Origin of the sequence: Acinetobacter sp. PW68, from assembly GCF_020982655.1 — a bacterium.
GTDB classification, from domain to species: Bacteria; Pseudomonadota; Gammaproteobacteria; order Pseudomonadales; family Moraxellaceae; genus Acinetobacter; species Acinetobacter towneri_A.
In genome coordinates, this window is record NZ_JAHZSX010000001.1 from 852,767 (window position 1) to 874,498 (window position 21,732).

Genomic DNA, 21,732 nt, shown 5'->3' on the forward strand with positions numbered 1-21,732 from the left:
CACTGATTAATTTAAAATAATTTGCTGTTCGCATAGTAGAGCGCATTTTCACAAAAGGCAAAATCCGTGCTTAAACTCTACGTCAATTTTATATAAGTTATTGATATACAGGTGAGTCATCACAGTAGGCCAACCTTATTGCCTTGTAATTCTTGCGACAAGTTATAGGCTTGGTGATCTGAAAACTTAGAGATAATGTCCAACACTTGCATAATATTGTCATAGTGGTTATGCGCAAAATCTGCACCTGAGCGTTGCAAGATGGACATTAAACGCTGCTCTTTAAAACTTAGGGTTTTATGGGGTGTGGTGAGCGGAATAAACGCATCCAAAATATTTTGTAAACTTTGATGCGCAATAATTTCCAATCCAGCTTTTTGCGGATGCTCGAAAATTTTCTCACGTGCTAAGTCTTTGGCGCGATTGATACCAATTTCAATATCTGCCGAGCAATACTGTAAAAGGCTGCCTTTGAGCTGTCCCATTAGAATTTCAAAATGGTGTTTGGCAAACGCCGTGGTGACTTCATCGACCAAACGCTTCATGACCCGACCACGCAAAGCGGCAATTTTTTGTTGCCATGTGGTACGTGCCATCGCCAGTTCTGCAGGAATACCGTAGTCACCAATCAAGTTTAAAAAGATCGGTTCCACTTCTTCATAGCTGAGCATGTTTAAAATAATACCATCTTCCAAATCAATTAAGGCATAGCAAATATCATCCGCCGCTTCCAATAAATATGTCAGTGGATGACGGCAATAGTGATAATCGCCCAATTGAATCAGACCAAGCTGTTCTGCAATTTGTTTGAGAATTTCTTTTTCGGCTTGGTAACAACCAAACTTATCACGTTGATTGGCAGGGCGGTTGCCTTGTTCGGCAATGGTTTTGGAGAGCCATGGATATTTTAAATAAGCGCCTAAAGTGGCATAGGTTAAACGCATGCCGCCATCATTTGGATGATAGTCAATTTTGGTGAGTAGACGTAAACCTTGTGCATTGCCTTCAAACTGACGGACATCAGCTTCTTCTTCATCGCTGAGTTTGGCGAGGAAATTGCCGTGTGAAGCATCATCAAACCATTCACGAATGGCATATTCGCCTGCATGCCCGAAAGGTGGATTACCTATATCATGTGCCAAGCAAGCAGCTTGAATAATCGCACCGACATCGGCAGGGGAAATCCACATAGGCAAGTGATCTTTAATTTTTTCTGCAGCCAACATTCCCAATGAACGTCCAATACAAGACACTTCTAAAGAATGGGTTAGGCGAGTGTGAATGCCATCGTGTTGAGTCAGTGGATGGACTTGGGTTTTACGGTTTAGCTGTCTAAAACTTTGCGAAAAAATAATACGGTCATAATCTTTGTGAAAAGGGCTGCGCGCCTGTTCTGTACTTTGTTTTTTACTACCAATTCGAACTGTGGAAAGCAGTTCTAACCAACGCATTTGAGTCATTTATCATTATTCACTATGTGCTTGTTTTGCATCATGCCAAAAAAATGACAAAAGCTCTAGGGGCAGGCGACATGGCTTGTCTTTTTAAATCTAAAATCATACAAAATGGGAGATACGTTCATGGCGAAGCGTACTTTAAATTTTTGGGGGGCAAGCGGTATAAAACGAGGATTTGATAATTCGCACAGCTTGCCAAAACAGCACCGATCATCATTTTTTATGATAATTTCTAGTCAATCGTGAAATGGATAGCGAAGTTTAAATATGCTTAAACTGATTTACTATGTGCCTCAATCTCATCTTGAAGAAACCAAACAGGCTGTTTTTGCAGCAGGTGCAGGGGGGATTGGCAATTATGAACAATGTGCATGGCAGGTTTTAGGCACAGGGCAATTTAAACCTGTAAAAGGAGCAAATCCTTTTATTGGTGAGTTAGATGCTTTGGAACACGTTGCTGAGTGGCGAGTGGAAACCATTGTGCCTGAGCAAAATGCTCAGGCAGTCGCAAAAGCGCTCAAGGCAAGCCATCCTTACGAAGAGCCTGCCTTTGAGTTTATGCAACTTTTAGTCTTTGATGATTAAATTTTCTGAATAAATAAATCACGGTCAAAACGGTATTGCGGGAAAAAGACACCGTCTTCAGCACGTTCACCTGCAGCAATTACCATCACTGGAAATTGTTGATCATTCAGTTTTAAGAGTTTGCGTACCATCGGCTCATCAAAACCTTCCATCATACAGCTATCAAAACCGTGTGCGCGAAGGGCCAAAACCATATTTTCACAGGCGAGTGCTGTGGTTTTATTGGCCCAAAGTTTGGCATCGGCAGGATTAAATGCCGTTACAGGTAATTGTTTATCTAAACTACGTGCAATTTTGAAAGCGACTTTCTTAAAGTTACCTACTGTATTTAAGTAACCAGTCTTGTAGTTATAAGGAATAAACTTGTAATATTTTTTTACTGCAGCGGGTGCTTCAGGAAAAGGAAACTCGCTGATATTCTTTTTTGCCATTTCATCAACGCGGTCTGTCCGCGCAATACATACAATTAGCTCTGCTGCAGTACGGGCAGCAAGCTGTCCTAAGCAGGCTTTAACCAGTTGTTTTTTTTTGGCAGGGTTTTGCACCACCACAAAAGTCCAGGGTTGTAAATTAGATGAGTTTGGCGCCAATAAAGCCATATCTAAACAATCATCCAACACTTCAGCAGGAATGGCTTTGTCGGTAAATTTACGCACCGAACGACGGCTTTGAATGACTTTTTTAAAGTTTTCTACATCAATATCTTGTGGTGCAGGTTCAAAATAACGTTCTTTTTTTCAACTTGAACATCGGCTGGATTTGGATTAGACATTACAATTTTCCTCAATTTTTAATGATTGACAGCACATCGTAGAATATGGGGGCGAATAAAGAAAAAACCACATTCAGCCAATATGAATGTGGTTTTAAAAACGGCTAGTACACTTGAAATAGGTATAAGTGCATTTCAGTTCAACAGCACTTAATTAAATTGGCTGAAATCAGGTTTACGTTTTTGCATAAATGCTTGCACTGCTTCCATCATTTCTGCTGAACCGACACGTTGCATAAAAATTTCTGCTTCATGGTCAATCCACGCCACAATTTCATTGACATTATGTTTCATGAGGGCTTTAGATTGTTTGAGTGAAGCCAATGGCAAAGCCGCTAATTGCTCTGCTTTTTGTTGTGCTGTTGCATAAACATCGGTTTCAATACTATTAACTAGATTTGCCGATAATGCCGTTTCGCTATTGAATTTCTGTGCAGTCAACAACAGTTCAGCCGCTTTGTGATAGCCAGCTTGCTCTACCAAAAGCTTGCTTGATGCGCCTTCTGGCGATAAGCCTAAGCTCACAAATGGAATCTGGAATAGGGCAGTATTGTCGCTATACACCAAATCTGCATGCAATAAAATGGTGACACCAATGCCAATCGCCACCCCACGTACAGCTACAATTAGCGGTTTAGAAAACTTGGCAGCAGATTTTAATAAGATGAACGGAGGACCTTCGGCAGCAGGTAATTGTCCTTTAAGTGCGGCAGACTTCATAAAGTCCTGCATGTCATTGCCTGCGCTAAAGTCTGCATCTGCGCCGCGTAAAATTACGCAACGTACTTCATTGGCTTGATCGGCCTCATCTAAGGCTTGTGCAATCCATAAATATAATTCACCATACAGCGCGTTTTTTGCTTCTGGGCGGTTGATGGCTAAAGTCAGTACGCCATTGTCTAAATTCGCATTCAAATGTGGGTGAGGTTGTTGAATACAGCTCAGTGTCATCGTACTATCCTTGCTTTGATTGGTTAGAATTTATGGCTCATTATGTCGAAAATTTGCAGCGTTAGCACAACTCATGAGTTCATAAAAAGTTAGATTTATTATGCAATATACGTTTGATTATTTGGTTTTCATTGGTCGTTTTCAGCCATTTCATTTGGCACATTTGCAAACCATTCAAATTGCGTTAGCACGTAGTCATTATGTGATTTTGGCATTAGGTTCTGCACAAAATGAGCGCAATTTAAAAAATCCGTTTTTAGCCAAAGAGCGTGAGCAGATGATTTTGTCTAACTTTTCACCTGAAGTGCAGGAACGGATTAAATTTGTGCATGTCGTCGATGTCTACAATGATGAAAAATGGCAAAAAATGGTCAAATCTTTAGTAGGTGAACTGATTCAAGCTCAAGATCGTGTTGGTTTAATTGGGCATTTTAAAGATGACTCATCTTATTATTTAAAGTTTTTCCCTGAATGGGAAATGGTAGAGTTAGACAGCTTGCAAAATGCGATGTCTGCCACGCCTGCACGAGAAGCTTATTATCGTGGTGAAATTCAGCCCAATTTTTTCCCGCAAGGGACAATTGATTTCTTAACCGCATTTCAAAACACGGAAATTTATCGTCAATTACAAGATAAATACCAGCAGCAGGACAGCAGTAATTTGACGGAATCATCCAGTTTGAAATAAAAAGGATGATTGAAAATGCATTCAATCATCCACATTATTGTGTCTTTTTTGCTTAGAGACTAAAAATTAAGCCTGTAAAGCGGTTAAATCCGCAAGCACTTGCTCAGCATGTCCAGCAGCTTTGACTTTACGATATTCTTTTAGCAATTGACCTTGATGGAAAATAAAAGTTGAGCGTTCAATGCCCTTGACTTTTTTGCCGTACATATTTTTTTCTTTAATCACATCAAACAATTGACATAATACTTCATCTTTATCGCTAATCAGGTTAATGCCTAAAGATTGCTTTTCGGTAAAGTTTTGATGCGCTTTGACCGAGTCGCGTGAAATACCAATGATGGTAGTGTTGAGTGCATCAAATTGTGGCTTTAGCGCAGTAAAATCGACAGCTTGTGTAGTGCAGCCTGGGGTAGAATCTTTCGGGTAAAAATACACCACTAACCAATCTGTACCAAGCTCGGTTAAGTTGACTTTGCCTGTAGTTGCAGGAAAAGCTTGATTTGGTAATTGAATTGTCGTGCTCATATTTTTCTCCAAAATCATGCACATAAAAAACTAGCCACATAAAGTGGCTAGTTGAAATTGTTAAGAAAAATTATTTTTTCTCACCCGCTTTCATTGCTTCTTCAGTTAAGGTTTTTAATTTACCTGTAAGCTGAGGACCAAAACAAGCTTGCAAATCTTTATTTTGCTTTTGTACAAAAGCTAAAGTCGCAGGGCTCTTTTTCTGGTTAATTGCGCTTTGAATTTCCCATTTTTGAGCGTTGGTTAATTTACCATCTGCTTCTACTGCACATGTACAATATTTGCTTACTTCAGCTGTAGTGAGTTTTTTGCCTTTTGCAGTTTCTTCTTTACAAACATTAATTAAAGCTGCTTTTACATTGGTGCTTTTATAAGCTTGTTGCAACTTGTCATTATTTGCGTACGTCGTTGTAGCGAATAATGCAGCAACAGACATAATCGCAGAAACCATAATGTTTGATTTTAAATTTTTCATACACTTTACCTTGTTATGACGGTATATAACGTGTTGGGTCAGCAACACCTGCATCGGCAAAACCTTGTTTGCGTAAGCGACAGCTGTCACATGTACCACAAGCACGTCCTTGGTCATCTGCTTGGTAGCAAGAAACCGTTTGACTATAGTCTACGTCATGTTCAATACCTAAGCGAATAATATTTGCTTTGGATAAATGTAACAAAGGTGTCTCAAATTTTAACGGTTTGCCTTCTACGCCAACTTTGGTTGCCAAGCGTGCCATATTGGCAAATGCATCAATAAATTCAGGACGGCAGTCAGGATAGCCCGAATAATCTACCGCATTAATGCCAATCACAATTGCTTCTGCATCAAAAACTTCGGCTGCTGCTAAAGCATAAGATAGGAAGATGGTATTACGCGCAGGCACATAAGTCACAGGAATACCTTCTTGCTCATGATCAGGTACTTCAATGCTGTGATCGGTCAGGGCAGAACCGCCCAAGTTGCCTAAATCAATATTAATCACACGATGCTCAATGCCTGCATATTTAGTCAAGGCACGTGCAGCATCTAGCTCTGTGGTCGAGCGTTGACCATACATAAAACTTAGTGCAATACATTCATAACGCGCTTGTGCCCATGCCAAACACGTGGTTGAGTCTAATCCACCAGATAACAATACAATGGCACGAGGGCGCATAAATGAACTCCAAATTTTAAAATATTGCAATAGAACTTGAGCAAAACTGTGATGATTGACCGTAGTACGAATGTGTATTCGTGAGGAGATTAGCGACCTGTTTCATCATTCCAAAGCAATTTATGTAGTTGTAATTGGAAACGAACAGGGAGATGGTCGGCTAAAATCCACTGTGCTAAATCACGTGCAAGTTGTGGCAAGGCGACTGCACCTTTTTCGACAGCAAATGCTGGGGAGAACCACACGGTATCGACTTTTTTATGCAACTGATATTGCTCAACTTGTTGCTTCGCCCAAAGATAATCATCATGATTACAAATCACAAATTTGATTTGATCATGTGGGTTTAAAAAATCTAAATTTGATAATAAGTTGCGTGACATTTCACCCGATGCAGGGGTTTTTAAATCTAGCACTTTCGATACACGGTTATCCACTTTAGAGATATCTAAAGCGCCACTGGTTTCCAAAGACACTTCACAACCTAAATCTGCCAAACGTTGCATCAGTGGCAGCGCATTCGGTTGGGCCAGAGGTTCACCGCCTGTTACACATACATACGGTGTTTTGAAATCTAGTGTGGTTTGGATTATGTCATCTAAAGATCGACGTTCGCCACCTTCAAAAGAATAGGTGGTATCGCAATAATGGCAGCGTAAAGGGCAACCCGTAAGACGAATAAAGACCGTCGGTAAACCAGATGTATTGGCTTCGCCCTGTAATGAATAAAAAATCTCCGTAATGCGTAACCCCGCAGACGGATCAGAAACAGGAATAGCGGAAGATCGGAGCGTACTCATAATATTCATCACAGTATACAAAAAACAAAAATCCCTACGATCATTGCTGATCGTAGAGATGCTGAAGACTGAAAGGAAATTAGTCTTCGCGTAATAAATCGTTCAAGCTGGTTTTTGCACGTGTTTTGGCATCTACCTTTTTCACGATGATAGCTGCATATAGGCTGTATGTGCCACACTTAGATGGCAAGTTACCTGATACGACAACAGAGCCAGCAGGTACACGACCGTAGTGGATTTCGCCCGTTTCGCGGTCATAAATTTTGGTCGATTGACCAATATAAACGCCCATAGAAATGACTGAGCCTTCTTCTACAATCACACCTTCTACAATTTCAGAACGTGCACCAATGAAGCAGTTGTCTTCAATAATAGTGGGGTTCGCTTGCAAAGGTTCAAGTACACCACCAATGCCTACACCGCCTGACAAGTGAACATTTTTACCAATTTGTGCACAAGAACCCACTGTTGCCCATGTATCTACCATAGTGCCTTCATCTACATAGGCACCAATGTTTACATAAGAAGGCATTAATACGACATTCTTGGCTTGGAATGAACCTTTACGTGCTACGGCAGGCGGTACAACACGGACTCCTGCTGCTTTAAATTGCTCGTCAGTCCAGTCTGTAAATTTAGTATCGACTTTGTCGTAAAAACGAAGGTCACAAGATTCAATTGGCTTGTTGTCATTGAGTTTAAACGATAGCAAAACGGCTTTTTTCAACCATTGGTGAACAATCCATTCACCATTAATTTTTTCAGCTACACGTAATGTGCCATTGTCTAAACCAGTAATTGCTTGTTCAACTGCTTGGCGAATTTCAGCAGGGCAATCTGCCGCTGTAAAATTAGCACGGTCTTCAAATGCTTGTTCAATAATTGTTGAAAGCTGCGACATCGATGTAATTACCTGAAAAATTTTCCCAAGATTTTACACTATATTGTGTCAAGAATAGATTGAAAATTAAGCTTTAAATGAAGAAATTATAATGAAAGGTCGAAAGCTAAACAGATTATATACGGCTTAATTGTTACTGTTTTGAAATTAAATTGGTTAACAATCAACAAGAAAAAAGAATTTGTATCAAAAAATAACATAAACCTAGCAAATCTTGCATAAAAGATGAGCGCAACATGCCCTATAGTTTTTCCATGACAAAACGAATGAAAAATTCAAAAGTTTTAATTTGAGGAGAATACAATGAAATCTTTACACACAATTTTAGCCGCATCGGTATTGGCAGCAGTTGCAGGTTCTGCAATGGCAGATACAGCTGTTGTGCAAGATGGTTATGCATTTGACCGTAACCAACTCATTCCAACAGGTGTTCGTGCTGAAGTCGGTACAACTGGTTATGGTGGTGCCTTACTTTGGACTGCAAACCCATACGTTGGCTTAGCTTTAGGTTATAACGGTGGTGATATTTCTTGGTCGGATGACTTATCTATCGATGGTACAAAGTACGATATGGATATGGACAATAACTTGACCTATTTAAATGCTGAGATTCGTCCATGGGGTGCAAGCCCAAGCAAATGGGCACAAGGCGTATATGTTGCAGCAGGTGTTGGTTATATTGATAATGACTACGGTCTAGAGAAACGTTTAAATAATGCCAATGACACTTTAAAAATTGGTGATCAGAACTTTAACGCACCAAGCGGTCAAGGTTATGTAAAAGGCGATATGTCTTATGATAACGATATTGCACCATATTTAGGCTTAGGTTTTGCACCTAAAATTAATAAAAACTGGGGCGTATTTGGTGAAGTCGGTGCTTTTTACACAGGTAACCCAAGCGTGAATTTGGAATCTGTAGGCTTACAAGAAGTTGGTGGCACTGATAATGGCCAAGCAGCAGCTAATCGTGAAGCTGAAAAAATCCGTAACGATGACAAATACGAATGGATGCCAGTAGCTAAACTAGGTGTAAGTTACCATTGGTAATATCCGTTAGCTTTAGCTAAACCTTAAAAAAACGAGCTGCGGCTCGTTTTTTTGTGGCTTAAAAGCGGTGTGCCAATTTCAGGTGATAAACCCAAGCCTCACGTTGTTCAAGTGAAGAAAAACTTGAGATTTGCGTGATGAATGACTGCGGCTGTACCATGTCTGGCTTAGTAAAGTGCAAATAAAGCAGACCTGCAATCATAAACGTTTTAGGGTTAAAGTGATAAACCGCGCCCGTACCAACACCAATATAGCCGTCTACAGGGTTTAAGCTTGAGGCAGGATTACCCGCACCAGAATCCCACAATCCTTCCACCGCAGTGATCCATTTAGGTGACCATTGATGGGCAAAACCCAAACGAGTAGACCATTGATTTTTTTGGTAATCAATCAGGTTGAACTGATTACCTAGTCCTTCAGATTGCAGAATTGCAGCAAATTGAGTGGGTTGAATTTTAAAATCTTGCCAATTGACCCATCGCAATGATCCGTACAGAAAATTTTGTGCAGGTAAACCGGTGTGAAAATCTAAATTCACCGATTCAGGTGTTTCAATTTCCGTTGCTTGTTGTGGTGCAATCTCTAAAGGAAATCCCCAAATACTTTCGCTTGCATTGGTCCTGTGTTTGATTTTAGAGCGATAAGTGATTGCTGTATTAAATGCATATTCAGGAATTTGGTAGCTTACACCTGCCAACCAACCCCACGCATGGTCTTTGGGGAAATTTACGTGATAATCAAAAAAGGTATAGTCAACTTGAGTACCAATTTTCAGATCACCTGAAAAAGACTGGTAACTTAGACCTGTAAAGAGGTTCCAATGTTGTGTGGGTTGATAGCCAATGAGTGCTGTAATATTTCTTGAGTCAAACTTAATATCTGCATTTTCTATAGGTAAGGGTTCACCTGAAAGAATAGGACTATAGTGATAATCCACATCAACAAAATAAGGTTGGTCAAATAATAACGCCACAGAAATTTGTGGATGGGGTTGTAATTTTAATGCAGCTTGGATGAAGTGTTGATGATTGACTAAATTACCTGTTGAAAAATCTTGAACGCCTAATTCGGCAATATTTTGTTGATGCTGGACCTGACCTGAAATATTGGGATCTACTTGCAGCAAAGCAACTTCCGCATAATTACCTTTTTCAAATAATGCATGTACCGATTGAGCGCTACGTTCTAAAGCTGCGGCAGAGGCATAACTTAGCGGCAGGACATACAGCAATCCGAAAAAAATGTGAAATTTCATGTTGCATCCTTGGTCTAAATTATAGAATCGTGTTTAAAATCAAATTAAGTTTTTTATTTTTGATTATATTTTATTCATTTTTCTTATGAATTAAAATCATTATTTTGATTATTTCTAAGTGTATAGAATAAGCAAGAGTTTTGCTAAAGATCAAAAAAGAGAGCCTAGGCTCTCTTATGTATTACTGTTTTATTCTTCGGGATAGGCGATACGTTTTAAAGCTTTAATATCGGCATTTGGTGCACATAAAGAAATAAACTCATAGCCATAGCCACGTAGTAAATGTCCTTTGCGAACCGCAATCCATGTGGTGTTTACCCCAAAAATATCGGTCTGGATTTGTTTTAGGCGGTAATCACGTTCTGCATCGTATGCTACATTGTTCACCACACCTACACCCATGCCTAATTCAACATAGGTTTTAATGACATCGGCATCAAGTGCAGACATCACGATATTGACATCAACGCCTGCATCGGTAAATGCTTTGTCAATTTTAGAACGACCCGTAAAGCCACCGTGGTAAGTAATAATTGGATATTCTGCCAAATCGGACAGGCTAATCTCAGCTTTACTGGCTAAAGGATGGTTTTGTGGAGTAATAATGCTGTGACGCCACTCATAATAAGGCACACTTGCCAAGTTTTCTTCAGTGGTGAGAGATTCGGTTGCTATACCAATATCGGCTTCACCTTGCAGCAGCATTTCAGCAATTTCTACAGGGCTGGCTTGTTGTAAAATCAAATGTACTTTAGGAAATTCTTTTTTAAACAAATTCACAATGGGCGGTAGTACATAACGCGCTTGGGTATGTGTAGTCGCAATGGTGAGCGTGCCTTCATCAACTTTATTAAAGTCATCAGCAAGGCGTTTAATGTTATCTGCATCAATCAACATGCGTTCGACTATACACAGCAAGGCTTGTCCTGGCTCGGTTAAACCCAATAAGCGTTTACCTTTGCGGACAAAAAGCTGCACACCTAGCTCATCTTCAAGGTCTTTAATGTGCTTACTCACGCCCGACTGAGAAGTGTATAATGCCGCAGATGCTTCGGTTAAATTAAAGTTTTGCCGAACGGTTTCTCTAATAATTCTAAGTTGTTGGAAGTTCATAGTGGTGCAAACCTAAAAAAGGATGGAGCGGGTTAGGCTCCATATTAATGTCCTTATGCGACTTGATTTTCAAATAAATGTAAAGTGGTTACACTTAACCAAACCGTTTGGTTTGGACGGAATTGGTGCAGCTTAGCTTCATCTGCAGTGAGTGCAATTTCAATTAAATTCCCTTGGCGATCTTGCAATTCTGCAACTACTTTACCAGCAATCCAAACTTCACGTAAGAAGGTCGCTTGAATGGTATTTTCTTGTGGTTGGGCATGAATATGCAACTCATCTGGACGTGCAAATGCAATGACATTGCCTTGTGGCGCATTGGGTTGATTAAGAAGTTGTACACGATCTTCACCAATTTGCACAATTCCTTGATGATGTTGTCCTTCAAAACGGTTGGCTTGACCTAAGAAGTCAAATACAAATGGAGTGGCAGGCTGTTCATACACTTCACGTGGTGAACCAATTTGTTCGACATTCCCTTTGTTCATAACAATAATTTGATCTGCAACTTCGAGCGCTTCTTCCTGATCATGGGTCACGAAAATTGAAGTGATGTGTAATTCATCATGCAAGGTTCTTAACCAACGACGTAATTCTTTACGCACTTTGGCATCGAGCGCACCAAAAGGTTCATCCAATAACAATACACGTGGTTCAACCGCTAAGGCACGTGCCAAAGCAATACGCTGACGTTGTCCACCCGATAACTGCGCAGGATAACGGTCTGCTAAAAAGCCTAACTGTACCAAGTCGAGTAAACGCATCACACGTTTTTTAATCTCGGCTTCTGATGGTCGGGTTGCACGCGGACGTACCCGTAAACCAAACGCGATATTGTCAAATACAGTCATGTGGCGGAATAGGGCATAGTGCTGGAAAACGAAACCGACTTGACGTTCACGTACATGCACATCGGTTGCGTCCTGACCTTCTAAAATGACTTGTCCACGATCTGCCGATTCTAAACCCGCAATAATACGCAACAAAGTAGTTTTACCACAGCCTGAAGGTCCAAGCAGTGCCACCAGTTGACCATCTGGAAAATCGAGGGAGATGTCTTTCAGTGCATGGAATGCACCAAAATTTTTTTCAATATTTTTAACTTGAATACTCATGCGGTCATTCCTTAAGAAACAGTTAAATCTTCATTGCGTTGGTTTTGCTTTTCTTGGCGAATTTCAACCCAAGTTTTTAAAATTAGGGTCACAATTGCAAGAAGTGCCAAGAGAGAGGACACCGCAAACGCAGCACTAAAAGTGTATTCGTTGTAGAGAATTTCGACGTGCAGCGGTAGGGTGTTGGTTTCTCCACGAATATGCCCCGATACCACAGATACTGCGCCAAATTCACCCATCGCGCGGGCATTACACAGAATTACGCCGTAAATTAAACCCCATTTAATATTTGGCAAAGTGACTTTCCAAAAGGTTTGCCAACCAGATGCACCTAATACAATTGCAGCTTCTTCTTCTTCTGTGCCTTGTGCTTCCATTAAAGGAATTAATTCACGCGCCACAAAAGGTACAGTAATGAAGATCGTGGCAATCACAATTGCAGGCACGGCATATAAAACTTTGATGTCGTTTTCCATCAACCAGCCACCCATCCAGCCTTGTGTACCAAAAATTAGGACTAACATTAAACCTGCAATGACAGGGGAAACTGAAAAAGGCATGTCAATTAAGGTGGTGAGAATTGCCTTACCACGGAAATTGAATTTCGCCACTGCCCACGCTGCTGCAATACCAAATACCACGTTCAAAGGCACGGCAATCGCTGCGGTGAGTAAGGTTAATTTCACTGCCGATAAAGTGTCAGGATGTACTAAAGCTTGGGCATAGACACCGACGCCTTGTTTAAGCGCTTCTACAAAAACCAAAATCAGCGGCAAAATCAGACAGCTTAAAAAGAAAGTCAAAGCAATCGCAATCAGGGTATAGCGTACCCAAGTCGGCTCACGTGTTGCATCGCGTGATTGCAGTTTTTCAGCCAAAGCATTGCTGTTGGTATTTAAACTCATCGTGCTGTTCTCCCTGTGCGACGACTTGCCCATGCTTGTAATAAGTTAATCAGGAACAGCATGACAAAAGAAATCAGCAACATCACCACAGCAATTGTGGTTGCACCCGCATAGTCATATTCTTCCAAACGGGAAATAATCATTAAGGGTGCAATTTCAGTTTTAAATGGTTGGTTACCCGCAATGAATATCACCGAGCCATATTCACCCACGCCACGCGCAAATGCGAGGGCAAAACCTGTAATCAGTGCAGGCAGTAAAATGGGAAAAATCACTTTGCTGACAATTTGAAAGCGGTTCGCGCCCAGCGCAGATGCTGCTTCTTCCAATTCGGTTTCTAAGTCACTGAGTACAGGTTGTACGGTACGCACAACAAATGGAATACCAATAAAAATCAGGGCAAGGGTAATCCCGATAGGGGTATAGGCGACTTTAATGCCCAGTGGTTCTAAATATTGTCCAATCCAGCCTGTGGGTGCGTATAAAGAAGTCAGGGCAATACCCGCAACTGCAGTAGGCAATGCAAAAGGTAAATCGACCAAAGAATCTATAATACGTTTGCCCGGAAAGCTGTATCGTACCAAACACCATGCCAATAATAAGCCGAAGACGACATTAATAAAGGCTGCAATGAGCGCAGCGCTAAAACTGAGTTGCAAAGATTTTTGGATACGTTCTGAACTTAAAATTTCCCATAAACCATCCCAACCGATACCCAGCGATTTAATAAATACAGCCGATAAGGGAATAAGAACAATTAAGGATAAATACGCTAGGGTAAAGCCTAGAGAAAGACCAAATCCTGGCAGCACTTTGGATCGCTGCGACATGATGACTCCTCAAAAGAGAGAATGAGTGTTTGAAAACAAACAGATAAAAGTAAAAGATAAATTCGGCACAAGCATAATTTGCGAAGATTAAATTGCAAATTTGAATAAATACTTGTTGTTATCAGAAATACTGATATGTGATTGCATATTTTCTGCAATCAAATAATCATAAATTTCAGGAAATGCCCCAAAGCCTGATGCAACATTAATATGACCCACTTGTCCTAAATTAATCGGTGTTAATTGCCATGCTTGGGCAAGTGCCTGTGCATCTGCAAAACTTAGCCACGGGTCATTTTCACTGATCAATAAGCGTGTCGGTACAGTCAATTTAAGTTGCTGAAAATAAGCCGAATAATTGCTTTGGCTGTGTTGTGCAAAACCAGATTCACCAAAACGGGCAGGGTTAGCAGGTGCAACCAAAACCACATTTTTAATTTTCGCCTGCAATTTAGGTTGCTGTGCTAAGGCTGCCACTGTGGTCAGACAACCAAAGCTGTGCGCCACAATTTGAATATCGTTCTGAATTGGGGCAACTGTTTTGACAAATTCAGCAACCCAGTTCTGTAAAATTGGGCTATTCCAGTCTGACTGTTGTACACGCGAGCAAGACATGAGTTGTCGTTGTAACCAAGATTGCCAGTGCGCATATTCACTGCCACCTACACCTGGAACAATTACGGTATGAATCATGTCGATGCTCCTTCGCATATTTCAGCCTGAAATAATGATCTGAATAACGCTTGAATATGAATTGAACCCATCATTTTCAGCTTTGGCTGTGATCACTTGGATTCAAAACTCAGTAAGATAATGCTGTAAAATTCATGTTTTAAATAATCTGCAACAAGGATAACTAGAGTTTCTATGCAAAAAAAATAATTAAAAATGAATTTTATATGAATAAAAGAGATATATGTGAATCAGGTAAAAATGCGTTTGTGAAAACACCCGCATTTTTCAATTTGGGTGTTTTCAGCTAGAGCTTTGGTATGATTTACCTTTCGGAGTATTATTTGGTTTGGTTGGCTTTGACAATCTGATCGAAAATGCCATCATTTTCAAAGTGTTGCTTCTGAACTTTGCTCCATCCACCAAACTCTTTGTCAATGGTTACAAGTTTTAATGGTTTAAATTGCGACTTATATTGTGCCAATACCTTAGCATTACGTGGTCGATAATAATGCTTTGCAGCAATATTTTGACCCGCAGGTGAATAGAGATAGTTTAAATAAGCTTTGGCTAAGTGTTGATTACCATCTTTTTGCACATTTTTCTCTACAATTGCCACAGGTGGTTCAGCCAAAATGGATAAGGATGGGGTGATGATTTCAAATTTGCCTGGTTGTTCACGCACGGCTAAATAGGCTTCATTTTCCCAAGCTAACAAAACATCACCAATGCCACGTTCTGCAAAAGTGGTGGTTGCACCACGTGCGCCTGAATCCAATACTTTGGTTTGTTTATAAATTTGGCGCACAAATTCTTGTGCTTTGGCATCACTGCCCGCAGGTTGATGTTTTGCCCATGCCCACGCTGCCAAATAGTTCCAGCGTGCACCACCAGATGTTTTTGGATTTGGGGTAATGATTTCTACCCCTGGTTTGATCAAATCACTCCAATCTTGAATCGCTTTCGGGTTGCCTTTACGCACTAAAAATACAATTGTGGATGTATAAGGGGTCGAGTTGTGCGGAAATTTCTTTTGCCAGTCTTTAGGGAGTAGACCACGTTTGGCAATTTCATCAATATCGGCAGCTAGCGCCAAAGTCACGACATCGGCACCCAAACCATCAATTACCGCACGTGCCTGTTTGCCCGAACCACCATGTGATTGTTTAAAGTTAATGTTTTGCCCAGTGGCTTTTTTCCAGTACGCAGCAAAATCTTTGTTAAAGTTATCGTATAATTCACGGGTTGGATCATAAGACACATTCAGAAAGTCTTTTGCAGATACGCTCAGAGTTGTTGCCGAAAGTACGGCTGCCAGTAGTCCAATTTTCAGTTTTGTAAAGTTCATTTTTGACCTCATGTATTAAATATGTTGTTGAATGAGGCAAGCATATCGGTAGTCTATTTGCTGAAAAAATAATTTAAAATGCGCTGGATATCAGTAAATGATAAATATAAATTTCTTCATTGTTTTCTATATTTAGAGATAAATAACGAGTACTTTTCTATGCAGTGTTATAAAAATGCCAAGCCTACCGAGCAGATTCATGTGTTAGATCGCGCGTTTCATTATGGCGATGGATGCTTTAGCACTGCACGTATTCACCAAAATCAAATTGAATTATTTGACCGTCATTTGGCGCGTTTGCAATATGCCAATCATCAACTTTTTTTAAATGCCAATCTTGAGTTGATCACTGAAACGCTGACACTTTTAAAACAGGCGCATGGCGAATTAAATGGCACTTTAAAGATTATTATAAGTCGTGGTGTGGGGCAGCGAGGTTACAGTTTGCCTGATCATCCTGCCGATGTTTGGGTGTTTTTCTATCCACAAGTGCAAGCATCTTTAGATACAGCATATCATTATGACATCATTCATAGTGGCGTCTTGACGCAAGCGATAGGGCTGAGCATGCCGAATTTAGTTGGACTGAAAAGTCTAAACCGGCTTGAACAGGTATTGCTCAAACAAGAAGCCGATCAAAAAGGCTGGGCAGAAGCTTTGGTTACTGATGTACAGGGCAGTGTGGTTGAAGGTGTGAGTAGTAATTGTTTCATTCGTATAAACAATACATGGATTACTCCGCAACTTGGTTATAATGGCGTGCACGGTGTCATGCGGGCAGAAATTTTATCGCGCATGCAACAGCAGAATTTGCATTGTGAACAGCGTGATGTTCATGCTTCGGAAATTGCGCAGATTCAAAGTTTGTTTTTCTGTAATGCTTTAACGCCCATGAAAATTGTCAGCCATTTAGGGCAGCAGGTTTTAGATGTGCAGCCGTGTGTGGAACTATTTAAGCAACTTCAACTAAATCAGATTCATTCTTATGTCTAAGCGTCCATCAAAATCTAAAAAGAAAACCAAAACTATGCGGTCTAAGCGTGCTATTCAAGGTGCGCTTATTTTTATACTCGGACTATTTTTGGTTGTTGGCTTGATCTTATGGTCAAGCTTATTTAAAGATTATCCAGTTGAAGGAAAAAAACAATTATTGGCGATTAATGATGGTGATACTTACTCACGTTTTATTGATCGTTTGGCAGAACAAGATCATGTGAATTTTCCAATTGTTTTAAAACTCTATCAACGGGTGATGATTCACGACACTATGAAAAAAGGCGTGTATGAGGTCCGTCAGGGTATGAGTGTACGTCAGGTTTTGGAAATGATCGCCAATGCTGAAAATGCACAAATGAACCGTATTTTGGTGATCGAAGGTACGACTTTCAAACAACTAATTGATGCGTTGAAGGAAGATGAGTTGGTGACTAAAGAAGTGTCGCATTTGCCGTATGATCAAATGCTCAAAGCTTTAAATATTCCTTTTACACATCCCGAAGGTTTATTTGCACCGAATACCTATTTCTTTGCCAAAGGTGAAACTGACCGTAAAATTTTAACCGATCTGTATCAGCGTCAAATGAAATCATTGGATGATGCTTGGAATAATCGTGCAGCAGATTTGCCCTATAAAAATAAATATGAAGCTTTAATCATGGCATCCATTATTGAAAAAGAAACTAATGTTGATGCGGAATTAGAGCAAGTTTCAGGTGTGTTTGTACGTCGTTTAAAACTGGGTATGCGTTTACAGACTGACCCAACCGTCATTTATGGTATGGGAGATCGTTATCAGGGTAATATCACCCGTCAGGATTTACGCACTCCAACGCCATACAACACCTATACCATGAGTGGCTTAACGCCAACACCAATTGCCTTGCCAAGTCAAAAAGCCATTGAAGCGGCGATGCATCCAGACCAATCTGACAACATTTATTTTGTCGCGACAGGTAATGGTGGACATAAATTTAGCACCAATTTGCAAGATCATAACCGTGCCGTGCAGGAATATTTAAATGTACTGCGCGCGAAAAAATCGGGGGAATAAGCATGTTTATCAGTTTTGAAGGCACCGAAGGGGTAGGCAAAACGACACTCATTCGCCGTATTCATGATTATTTTACTGCACAAGGTCAAGAGGTGGTTTTAACCCGTGAGCCAGGTGGAACCCCTATGGCAGAGCAAATTCGTGCTTTGTTACTCGCGGTCAACCATGAAGAAAAAATGTGTTCAGACACTGAGTTATTGTTGATGTATGCAGCGCGTGCTCAGCATTTAGATCAGGTGATTTTACCAGCAATGGCTGCAGGAAAAACTGTACTATGTGACCGTTTTAGCGATGCCAGTTTTGCTTATCAATGTGCGGGACGTGGTTTAAGTGAAAGCAAGTTGATGACTTTAAATAATAACTTTGTCGCACGTATGCCTGACTTAACTTTTTGGCTCGATGCACCGATTGAACTGGGTATGACCCGTGCACGTGCGCGTGGAGCGCTTGATCGTTTTGAGCAAGAGAAAGCCACTTTTTTTGAGAAAGTAAGGGGTGGCTATCAATCTTTGTGGGAGCGACATCCTGAGCGGGTGAAGCGCTTAGATGCAACACAAAGTCCAGATCAAGTATTTGCACAAGCGATGCACTATTTGTAAGCGAAGGCATAAAACGCAAAGGCATACACAAAAAGGCATAACAAGCCATTGGGTTGTAGTTAGACATTTGATTGAATGGAAAAATCTTCTATAGTGGAAACGCTTTAGAAGATTTTTTAAAAAAATAGCGAATAATAAGTATGACCAAAGAAGAAATTATTGAATTTTTAAAAGTAGAGTTTCCGCAAAGTCTGGAAAAATGTGAAATTGTGTCCATCACGCCACGTGGCGCATTGGTACATTATCACATTGATGAACGTGATTTACGCCCAGGTGGCACAGTATCAGGGCCGACTATGATGACTGTTGCAGACTATGCACTTTATATCGCCATTTTAGGGGAGTTGGGTTTGGTGGCTTTGGCGGTGACCAGTAATTTAAACATCAACTTTTTACGCAAGCCCGCAGCAGGGCGTAATTTACGTGGTGAATGTCGCTTAATGAAAGTAGGGAAAAACCTCGTGGTCGGTGAGGTTTGGGTATATTCCGAAGGTGTAGATGATGCCGTGGCGCATGTCACAGGGACGTATTCGATTCCACAGATTGGCTGAGAATAAAGTCAGCTTTATCTTAATTTTAGTTACTTATATTTACCATGTAGTTACATATGTACACATACTACATGAAAATCAGGGTTTGATTGGTTAAAAAATAATCACAAATATTTCATTTTATGTTTTTCATATAGATCAAATCTGCTTTTGTCTAAGCTAGCAACCCGTAAGTGATAAAACAAGGGAGCTAAATGCTTAAATTTAAGAACAATATTGTTCATGGAGCAATCTTTGATATGGATGGAACAATGTTTGATACTGAACGATTACGGTTTCAAACATTGAAGCAGGCATCTCAGGAGCTCATTGGCGTTGAATTTTCAGACGTATACCTCATGCAATGTTTGGGTTTGAGTGCAAAGAGCGCTGAACAACTGGCGCAAGCAGAATATGGTGCAGACATTCCTTACCGTGAGATCCGTCAGCGTGCTGATGAACTAGAATTAGAAAGTGTGCGCAATTTTGGTGTGCCCATTAAAAAAGGTTTGTTGCAGGTATTAGAGCGGTTACGAAAGTCTGGCTTGAGAATGGCGGTTGCTACGTCTAGTCGTCGTGCCATTGCCGAAGAATATTTGATTAATGCCAATGTCTATAAGTTTTTTGATGTATTAGTTTGTGGCGATGAGGTGCAACAGGGCAAGCCACATCCTGAAATTTTTATAACAGCCGCACAAAAAATTAATCTAGAACCTAGCGAATGTTTCATGCTGGAAGATTCTGAAAATGGAATCAAATCTGCACATGCAGCGGGTGGCATAACCATACTATTTCGGGATATAAAAAAACCTAATGCTAATATGTTGTCACTCACGCAGCATTATTACGCAAGTATGCAAGCTTATTTAGATGACTTAAATCAAGTTATTCCTGTATTGGAAATGCCGAGTTTACAAGAGGCCTTCCCGCAAACTTTAAATCAGTTGAGTGTGGGGATTCATGGTTTTGGTGCAATAGGTGGGGGCTATTTGGCCCAAATTTTATCGCACTGGGATGGCTATACCCGTCCTAAACGTATTTATGCTTCTACACGGAATACCTTATATCGTTCTGCAGTAAACGCCTTTGGAACGTATTCAATTCGTTATGGACAATGTTCTTATGATGAACGAATTGAAAATATGCACATCATTGATGCGGAGAACTTGCAGCAGATGCAGCAAATGTATGTGGAGTCGAGCCTCATTGCATTATGTTTGCCTGAACATGCTTTACAGCAAGAGGCTAAAGTAATTGCGCAGGGCTTATATGCCCGTTTTATAGCGCAAGTTGAACTCCATCAGCCTTTAACTATTTTGGTAATTTTAAATAAAGTTGGGGCAAAACAGCTCTTGATGACGCATATTCATCAGGCGTTAGAGACGTTGTTGGATCCCGATACGGCAGCCAAAATTATGGCGCAGCATTATTTTTGCGATACTGTCGTAAATAGAATGGTCTCTAAATTAAGCGATCAAAACTTATATCGCCAATTACGCATCAAGTATAATATTTTTAAGCAATTTCAGTTGGATGACGAAGCAGAGCCAATTGAAATTGAAGACAATACTCGATTGCAGCCTGAGCAAGAGCGTCAAGCCACCTTATATGTAGAAGATTTAAGACGCAATTTTCAGCCCAGTCACATTTTGCAAAGTATGGATTTAATTTTATTTCATGCTGAAAGTGACATGCCTATTTATGTGGAAAATGCCAGTCCATTATTGCAACACATGCGTCAAATGATTTTGGTAGATGATATTGCCGAAATCCAACTCATTAAAAATCGTTTATGGAATGGTGTACATGCCATGATGGCTTGGTTATCCAGTTTAATAGGGCATAACAGTATTGGTGTCGCAATGGCAGACCCATTGGTTGCAGATTTTACCCGCGCTGTTTCGGCACAAGTAGCGTTGGGATTAGCTGCACAGTTGCCGCATCGTCAGCAAAACTTAAAGCATCTGGCACAGAGCTTTCTGGACTCATGTGAACATGCCTATAAAGACCCGTGTCAGCGTGTGGCACGTGACCCTTTGCGTAAACTCTCAGCCAATGAACGGGTGATGGGTGCTTTGATTTATCATCTGCAGCATGATTTAGCTGCAAATTATGTGCAGAAAGGAGTGGTGTTGGGCTATCTGTATGCAATTAAAATGCAGCAGTTGGGGGCTCAAGCAGCATTACAGCATTTGTCAAAACAATTGCAAAATGCGCCTATAGACGAACAGACACGGCAGCAATTGCAGTACACAATTAGCCACCAATTACAGCAACTATTGGCTGGTCAAGTTCGCTTAGAAGCATTTATTCAAGATGGTACTCAAGTTGCAGCCGTAATCTAAAACTCAACTTGATGAATTCTTGGGGGGAGGTTTAGTAAGTTAACGTCATCATATTCAAAATGATAAAATACCGAATCGTGT

The 21,732-nt window shown here is 40.5% G+C and carries 23 protein-coding genes; 8 read left to right on the plus strand and 15 right to left on the minus strand.

The features are described 5' to 3' along the window. Window positions 1-119 precede the first annotated feature (119 nt). Entirely contained in the window at window positions 120-1,460 is a 1,341-nt protein-coding gene (locus tag K1T76_RS04025; RefSeq protein ID WP_019837718.1) for a deoxyguanosinetriphosphate triphosphohydrolase, read from the minus strand. Between the two features lie 264 nt (window positions 1,461-1,724). Between K1T76_RS04025 and K1T76_RS04030 the strand changes: the two genes are divergently transcribed. Continuing rightward, the gene (locus K1T76_RS04030) at window positions 1,725-2,042 is read left to right on the plus strand and encodes an NGG1p interacting factor NIF3 (RefSeq protein ID WP_230244151.1); all 318 of its coding nucleotides are present in this window, start codon (window positions 1,725-1,727) and stop codon (window positions 2,040-2,042) included. On the opposite strand, the gene K1T76_RS04035 is transcribed toward K1T76_RS04030, so the two are convergent. Together K1T76_RS04035 and K1T76_RS04040 are read right to left on the minus strand one after the other, a co-directional pair. Beyond that, window positions 2,039-2,743, minus strand: coding sequence for a nitroreductase family protein (locus tag K1T76_RS04035; RefSeq protein ID WP_230245614.1), 705 nt, complete (start codon window positions 2,741-2,743; stop codon window positions 2,039-2,041). The genes K1T76_RS04030 and K1T76_RS04035 overlap by 4 nt on opposite strands. Before the next feature lie 221 nt (window positions 2,744-2,964). After that, on the minus strand, window positions 2,965-3,765 hold the full coding sequence (locus tag K1T76_RS04040; protein WP_230244152.1) for an enoyl-CoA hydratase-related protein: 801 nt from the start codon (window positions 3,763-3,765) through the stop codon (window positions 2,965-2,967). Window positions 3,766-3,865: 100 nt separating this feature from the next. Between K1T76_RS04040 and K1T76_RS04045 the strand changes: the two genes are divergently transcribed. After that, window positions 3,866-4,453: a nicotinate-nicotinamide nucleotide adenylyltransferase gene (locus K1T76_RS04045; RefSeq protein WP_230244153.1), complete on the plus strand. Its 588-nt coding sequence runs from the start codon at window positions 3,866-3,868 to the stop codon at window positions 4,451-4,453. Window positions 4,454-4,519: 66 nt separating this feature from the next. Here K1T76_RS04045 and K1T76_RS04050 read toward each other — a convergent pair whose 3' ends face one another. The 5 genes from K1T76_RS04050 to dapD all read right to left on the minus strand — a co-directional run bounded on the left by K1T76_RS04050 (window position 4,520) and on the right by dapD (window position 7,839). After that, entirely contained in the window at window positions 4,520-4,978 is a 459-nt protein-coding gene (locus tag K1T76_RS04050) for a peroxiredoxin (RefSeq protein ID WP_230244154.1), read from the minus strand. A gap of 70 nt (window positions 4,979-5,048) precedes the next feature. Further along, window positions 5,049-5,453, minus strand: a complete 405-nt coding sequence (locus tag K1T76_RS04055) for a hypothetical protein (RefSeq protein ID WP_230244155.1) — start codon at window positions 5,451-5,453, stop codon at window positions 5,049-5,051. 13 nt (window positions 5,454-5,466) lie between these two features. Continuing rightward, window positions 5,467-6,138 (minus strand): 7-cyano-7-deazaguanine synthase QueC, encoded by a 672-nt coding sequence (gene queC / locus K1T76_RS04060; RefSeq protein ID WP_230244156.1) that lies wholly within the window; start codon window positions 6,136-6,138, stop codon window positions 5,467-5,469. An 89-nt stretch (window positions 6,139-6,227) separates the two neighbouring features. After that, window positions 6,228-6,938: a 7-carboxy-7-deazaguanine synthase QueE gene (gene queE, locus K1T76_RS04065; RefSeq protein WP_230244157.1), complete on the minus strand. Its 711-nt coding sequence runs from the start codon at window positions 6,936-6,938 to the stop codon at window positions 6,228-6,230. Window positions 6,939-7,017: 79 nt separating this feature from the next. After that, complete coding sequence (gene dapD, locus K1T76_RS04070; protein ID WP_070154148.1) at window positions 7,018-7,839, minus strand: 2,3,4,5-tetrahydropyridine-2,6-dicarboxylate N-succinyltransferase; 822 nt, start codon at window positions 7,837-7,839, stop codon at window positions 7,018-7,020. Between the two features lie 303 nt (window positions 7,840-8,142). On the opposite strand from dapD, the gene carO reads away from it, so the two are divergent. After that, the gene (gene carO / locus K1T76_RS04075; protein WP_230244158.1) at window positions 8,143-8,889 is read left to right on the plus strand and encodes an ornithine uptake porin CarO; all 747 of its coding nucleotides are present in this window, start codon (window positions 8,143-8,145) and stop codon (window positions 8,887-8,889) included. 58 nt (window positions 8,890-8,947) lie between these two features. Here carO and K1T76_RS04080 read toward each other — a convergent pair whose 3' ends face one another. From K1T76_RS04080 to K1T76_RS04110, 7 genes are all read right to left on the minus strand, one after another. Continuing rightward, entirely contained in the window at window positions 8,948-10,144 is a 1,197-nt protein-coding gene (locus K1T76_RS04080; RefSeq protein ID WP_230244159.1) for an outer membrane protein transport protein, read from the minus strand. Between the two features lie 189 nt (window positions 10,145-10,333). Beyond that, entirely contained in the window at window positions 10,334-11,257 is a 924-nt protein-coding gene (locus K1T76_RS04085) for a CysB family HTH-type transcriptional regulator (RefSeq protein WP_230244160.1), read from the minus strand. A gap of 53 nt (window positions 11,258-11,310) precedes the next feature. Continuing rightward, a complete protein-coding gene (locus K1T76_RS04090; protein WP_230244161.1) occupies window positions 11,311-12,372 on the minus strand; it encodes a sulfate/molybdate ABC transporter ATP-binding protein in 1,062 nt (353 codons plus the stop codon). A gap of 11 nt (window positions 12,373-12,383) precedes the next feature. After that, on the minus strand, window positions 12,384-13,277 hold the full coding sequence (cysW, locus tag K1T76_RS04095) for a sulfate ABC transporter permease subunit CysW (RefSeq protein ID WP_230244162.1): 894 nt from the start codon (window positions 13,275-13,277) through the stop codon (window positions 12,384-12,386). Further along, a complete protein-coding gene (gene cysT / locus K1T76_RS04100) occupies window positions 13,274-14,107 on the minus strand; it encodes a sulfate ABC transporter permease subunit CysT (protein ID WP_230244163.1) in 834 nt (277 codons plus the stop codon). The genes cysW and cysT overlap by 4 nt, the downstream gene beginning before the upstream one ends. Window positions 14,108-14,194: 87 nt before the next feature. Continuing rightward, a complete protein-coding gene (locus tag K1T76_RS04105; protein ID WP_230244164.1) occupies window positions 14,195-14,800 on the minus strand; it encodes an alpha/beta hydrolase in 606 nt (201 codons plus the stop codon). Window positions 14,801-15,119: 319 nt separating this feature from the next. Then, window positions 15,120-16,127, minus strand: coding sequence for a sulfate ABC transporter substrate-binding protein (locus tag K1T76_RS04110; RefSeq protein ID WP_230244165.1), 1,008 nt, complete (start codon window positions 16,125-16,127; stop codon window positions 15,120-15,122). A gap of 159 nt (window positions 16,128-16,286) precedes the next feature. Here K1T76_RS04110 and pabC point away from each other — a divergent pair, with 159 nt between their 5' ends. The 5 genes from pabC (at window position 16,287) to mtlD (ending at window position 21,651) form a co-directional block, all read left to right on the plus strand. Then, window positions 16,287-17,120 carry an aminodeoxychorismate lyase gene (pabC, locus tag K1T76_RS04115; protein ID WP_230244166.1) on the plus strand — a complete coding sequence of 278 codons (834 nt, stop codon included), beginning with the start codon at window positions 16,287-16,289 and terminating at the stop codon, window positions 17,118-17,120. After that, window positions 17,113-18,177, plus strand: coding sequence for an endolytic transglycosylase MltG (mltG, locus tag K1T76_RS04120; protein WP_230244167.1), 1,065 nt, complete (start codon window positions 17,113-17,115; stop codon window positions 18,175-18,177). The genes pabC and mltG overlap by 8 nt, the downstream gene beginning before the upstream one ends. A gap of 2 nt (window positions 18,178-18,179) precedes the next feature. Then, window positions 18,180-18,776, plus strand: coding sequence for a dTMP kinase (gene tmk / locus K1T76_RS04125; RefSeq protein ID WP_179990080.1), 597 nt, complete (start codon window positions 18,180-18,182; stop codon window positions 18,774-18,776). A gap of 140 nt (window positions 18,777-18,916) precedes the next feature. Continuing rightward, window positions 18,917-19,327, plus strand: coding sequence for a PaaI family thioesterase (locus tag K1T76_RS04130; protein ID WP_268259884.1), 411 nt, complete (start codon window positions 18,917-18,919; stop codon window positions 19,325-19,327). A gap of 194 nt (window positions 19,328-19,521) precedes the next feature. Beyond that, the gene (gene mtlD / locus K1T76_RS04135) at window positions 19,522-21,651 is read left to right on the plus strand and encodes a bifunctional mannitol-1-phosphate dehydrogenase/phosphatase (RefSeq protein ID WP_230244168.1); all 2,130 of its coding nucleotides are present in this window, start codon (window positions 19,522-19,524) and stop codon (window positions 21,649-21,651) included. Window positions 21,652-21,732: the final 81 nt, after the last annotated feature.

Coding starts and splice junctions, on each gene's coding strand:
- K1T76_RS04025 (WP_019837718.1), bottom strand. CDS start 1,460: ATGACTCAAATGCGTTGGTTAGAACTGCTTTCCACAGTTCGAATTGGT.
- K1T76_RS04030 (WP_230244151.1), top strand. CDS start 1,725: ATGCTTAAACTGATTTACTATGTGCCTCAATCTCATCTTGAAGAAACC.
- K1T76_RS04040 (WP_230244152.1), bottom strand. CDS start 3,765: ATGACACTGAGCTGTATTCAACAACCTCACCCACATTTGAATGCGAAT.
- K1T76_RS04045 (WP_230244153.1), top strand. CDS start 3,866: ATGCAATATACGTTTGATTATTTGGTTTTCATTGGTCGTTTTCAGCCA.
- K1T76_RS04050 (WP_230244154.1), bottom strand. CDS start 4,978: ATGAGCACGACAATTCAATTACCAAATCAAGCTTTTCCTGCAACTACA.
- K1T76_RS04055 (WP_230244155.1), bottom strand. CDS start 5,453: ATGAAAAATTTAAAATCAAACATTATGGTTTCTGCGATTATGTCTGTT.
- queC (WP_230244156.1), bottom strand. CDS start 6,138: ATGCGCCCTCGTGCCATTGTATTGTTATCTGGTGGATTAGACTCAACC.
- queE (WP_230244157.1), bottom strand. CDS start 6,938: ATGAGTACGCTCCGATCTTCCGCTATTCCTGTTTCTGATCCGTCTGCG.
- dapD (WP_070154148.1), bottom strand. CDS start 7,839: ATGTCGCAGCTTTCAACAATTATTGAACAAGCATTTGAAGACCGTGCT.
- carO (WP_230244158.1), top strand. CDS start 8,143: ATGAAATCTTTACACACAATTTTAGCCGCATCGGTATTGGCAGCAGTT.
- K1T76_RS04080 (WP_230244159.1), bottom strand. CDS start 10,144: ATGAAATTTCACATTTTTTTCGGATTGCTGTATGTCCTGCCGCTAAGT.
- K1T76_RS04085 (WP_230244160.1), bottom strand. CDS start 11,257: ATGAACTTCCAACAACTTAGAATTATTAGAGAAACCGTTCGGCAAAAC.
- K1T76_RS04090 (WP_230244161.1), bottom strand. CDS start 12,372: ATGAGTATTCAAGTTAAAAATATTGAAAAAAATTTTGGTGCATTCCAT.
- cysW (WP_230244162.1), bottom strand. CDS start 13,277: ATGAGTTTAAATACCAACAGCAATGCTTTGGCTGAAAAACTGCAATCA.
- cysT (WP_230244163.1), bottom strand. CDS start 14,107: ATGTCGCAGCGATCCAAAGTGCTGCCAGGATTTGGTCTTTCTCTAGGC.
- K1T76_RS04105 (WP_230244164.1), bottom strand. CDS start 14,800: ATGATTCATACCGTAATTGTTCCAGGTGTAGGTGGCAGTGAATATGCG.
- K1T76_RS04110 (WP_230244165.1), bottom strand. CDS start 16,127: ATGAACTTTACAAAACTGAAAATTGGACTACTGGCAGCCGTACTTTCG.
- pabC (WP_230244166.1), top strand. CDS start 16,287: ATGCAGTGTTATAAAAATGCCAAGCCTACCGAGCAGATTCATGTGTTA.
- mltG (WP_230244167.1), top strand. CDS start 17,113: ATGTCTAAGCGTCCATCAAAATCTAAAAAGAAAACCAAAACTATGCGG.
- tmk (WP_179990080.1), top strand. CDS start 18,180: ATGTTTATCAGTTTTGAAGGCACCGAAGGGGTAGGCAAAACGACACTC.
- K1T76_RS04130 (WP_268259884.1), top strand. CDS start 18,917: ATGACCAAAGAAGAAATTATTGAATTTTTAAAAGTAGAGTTTCCGCAA.
- mtlD (WP_230244168.1), top strand. CDS start 19,522: ATGCTTAAATTTAAGAACAATATTGTTCATGGAGCAATCTTTGATATG.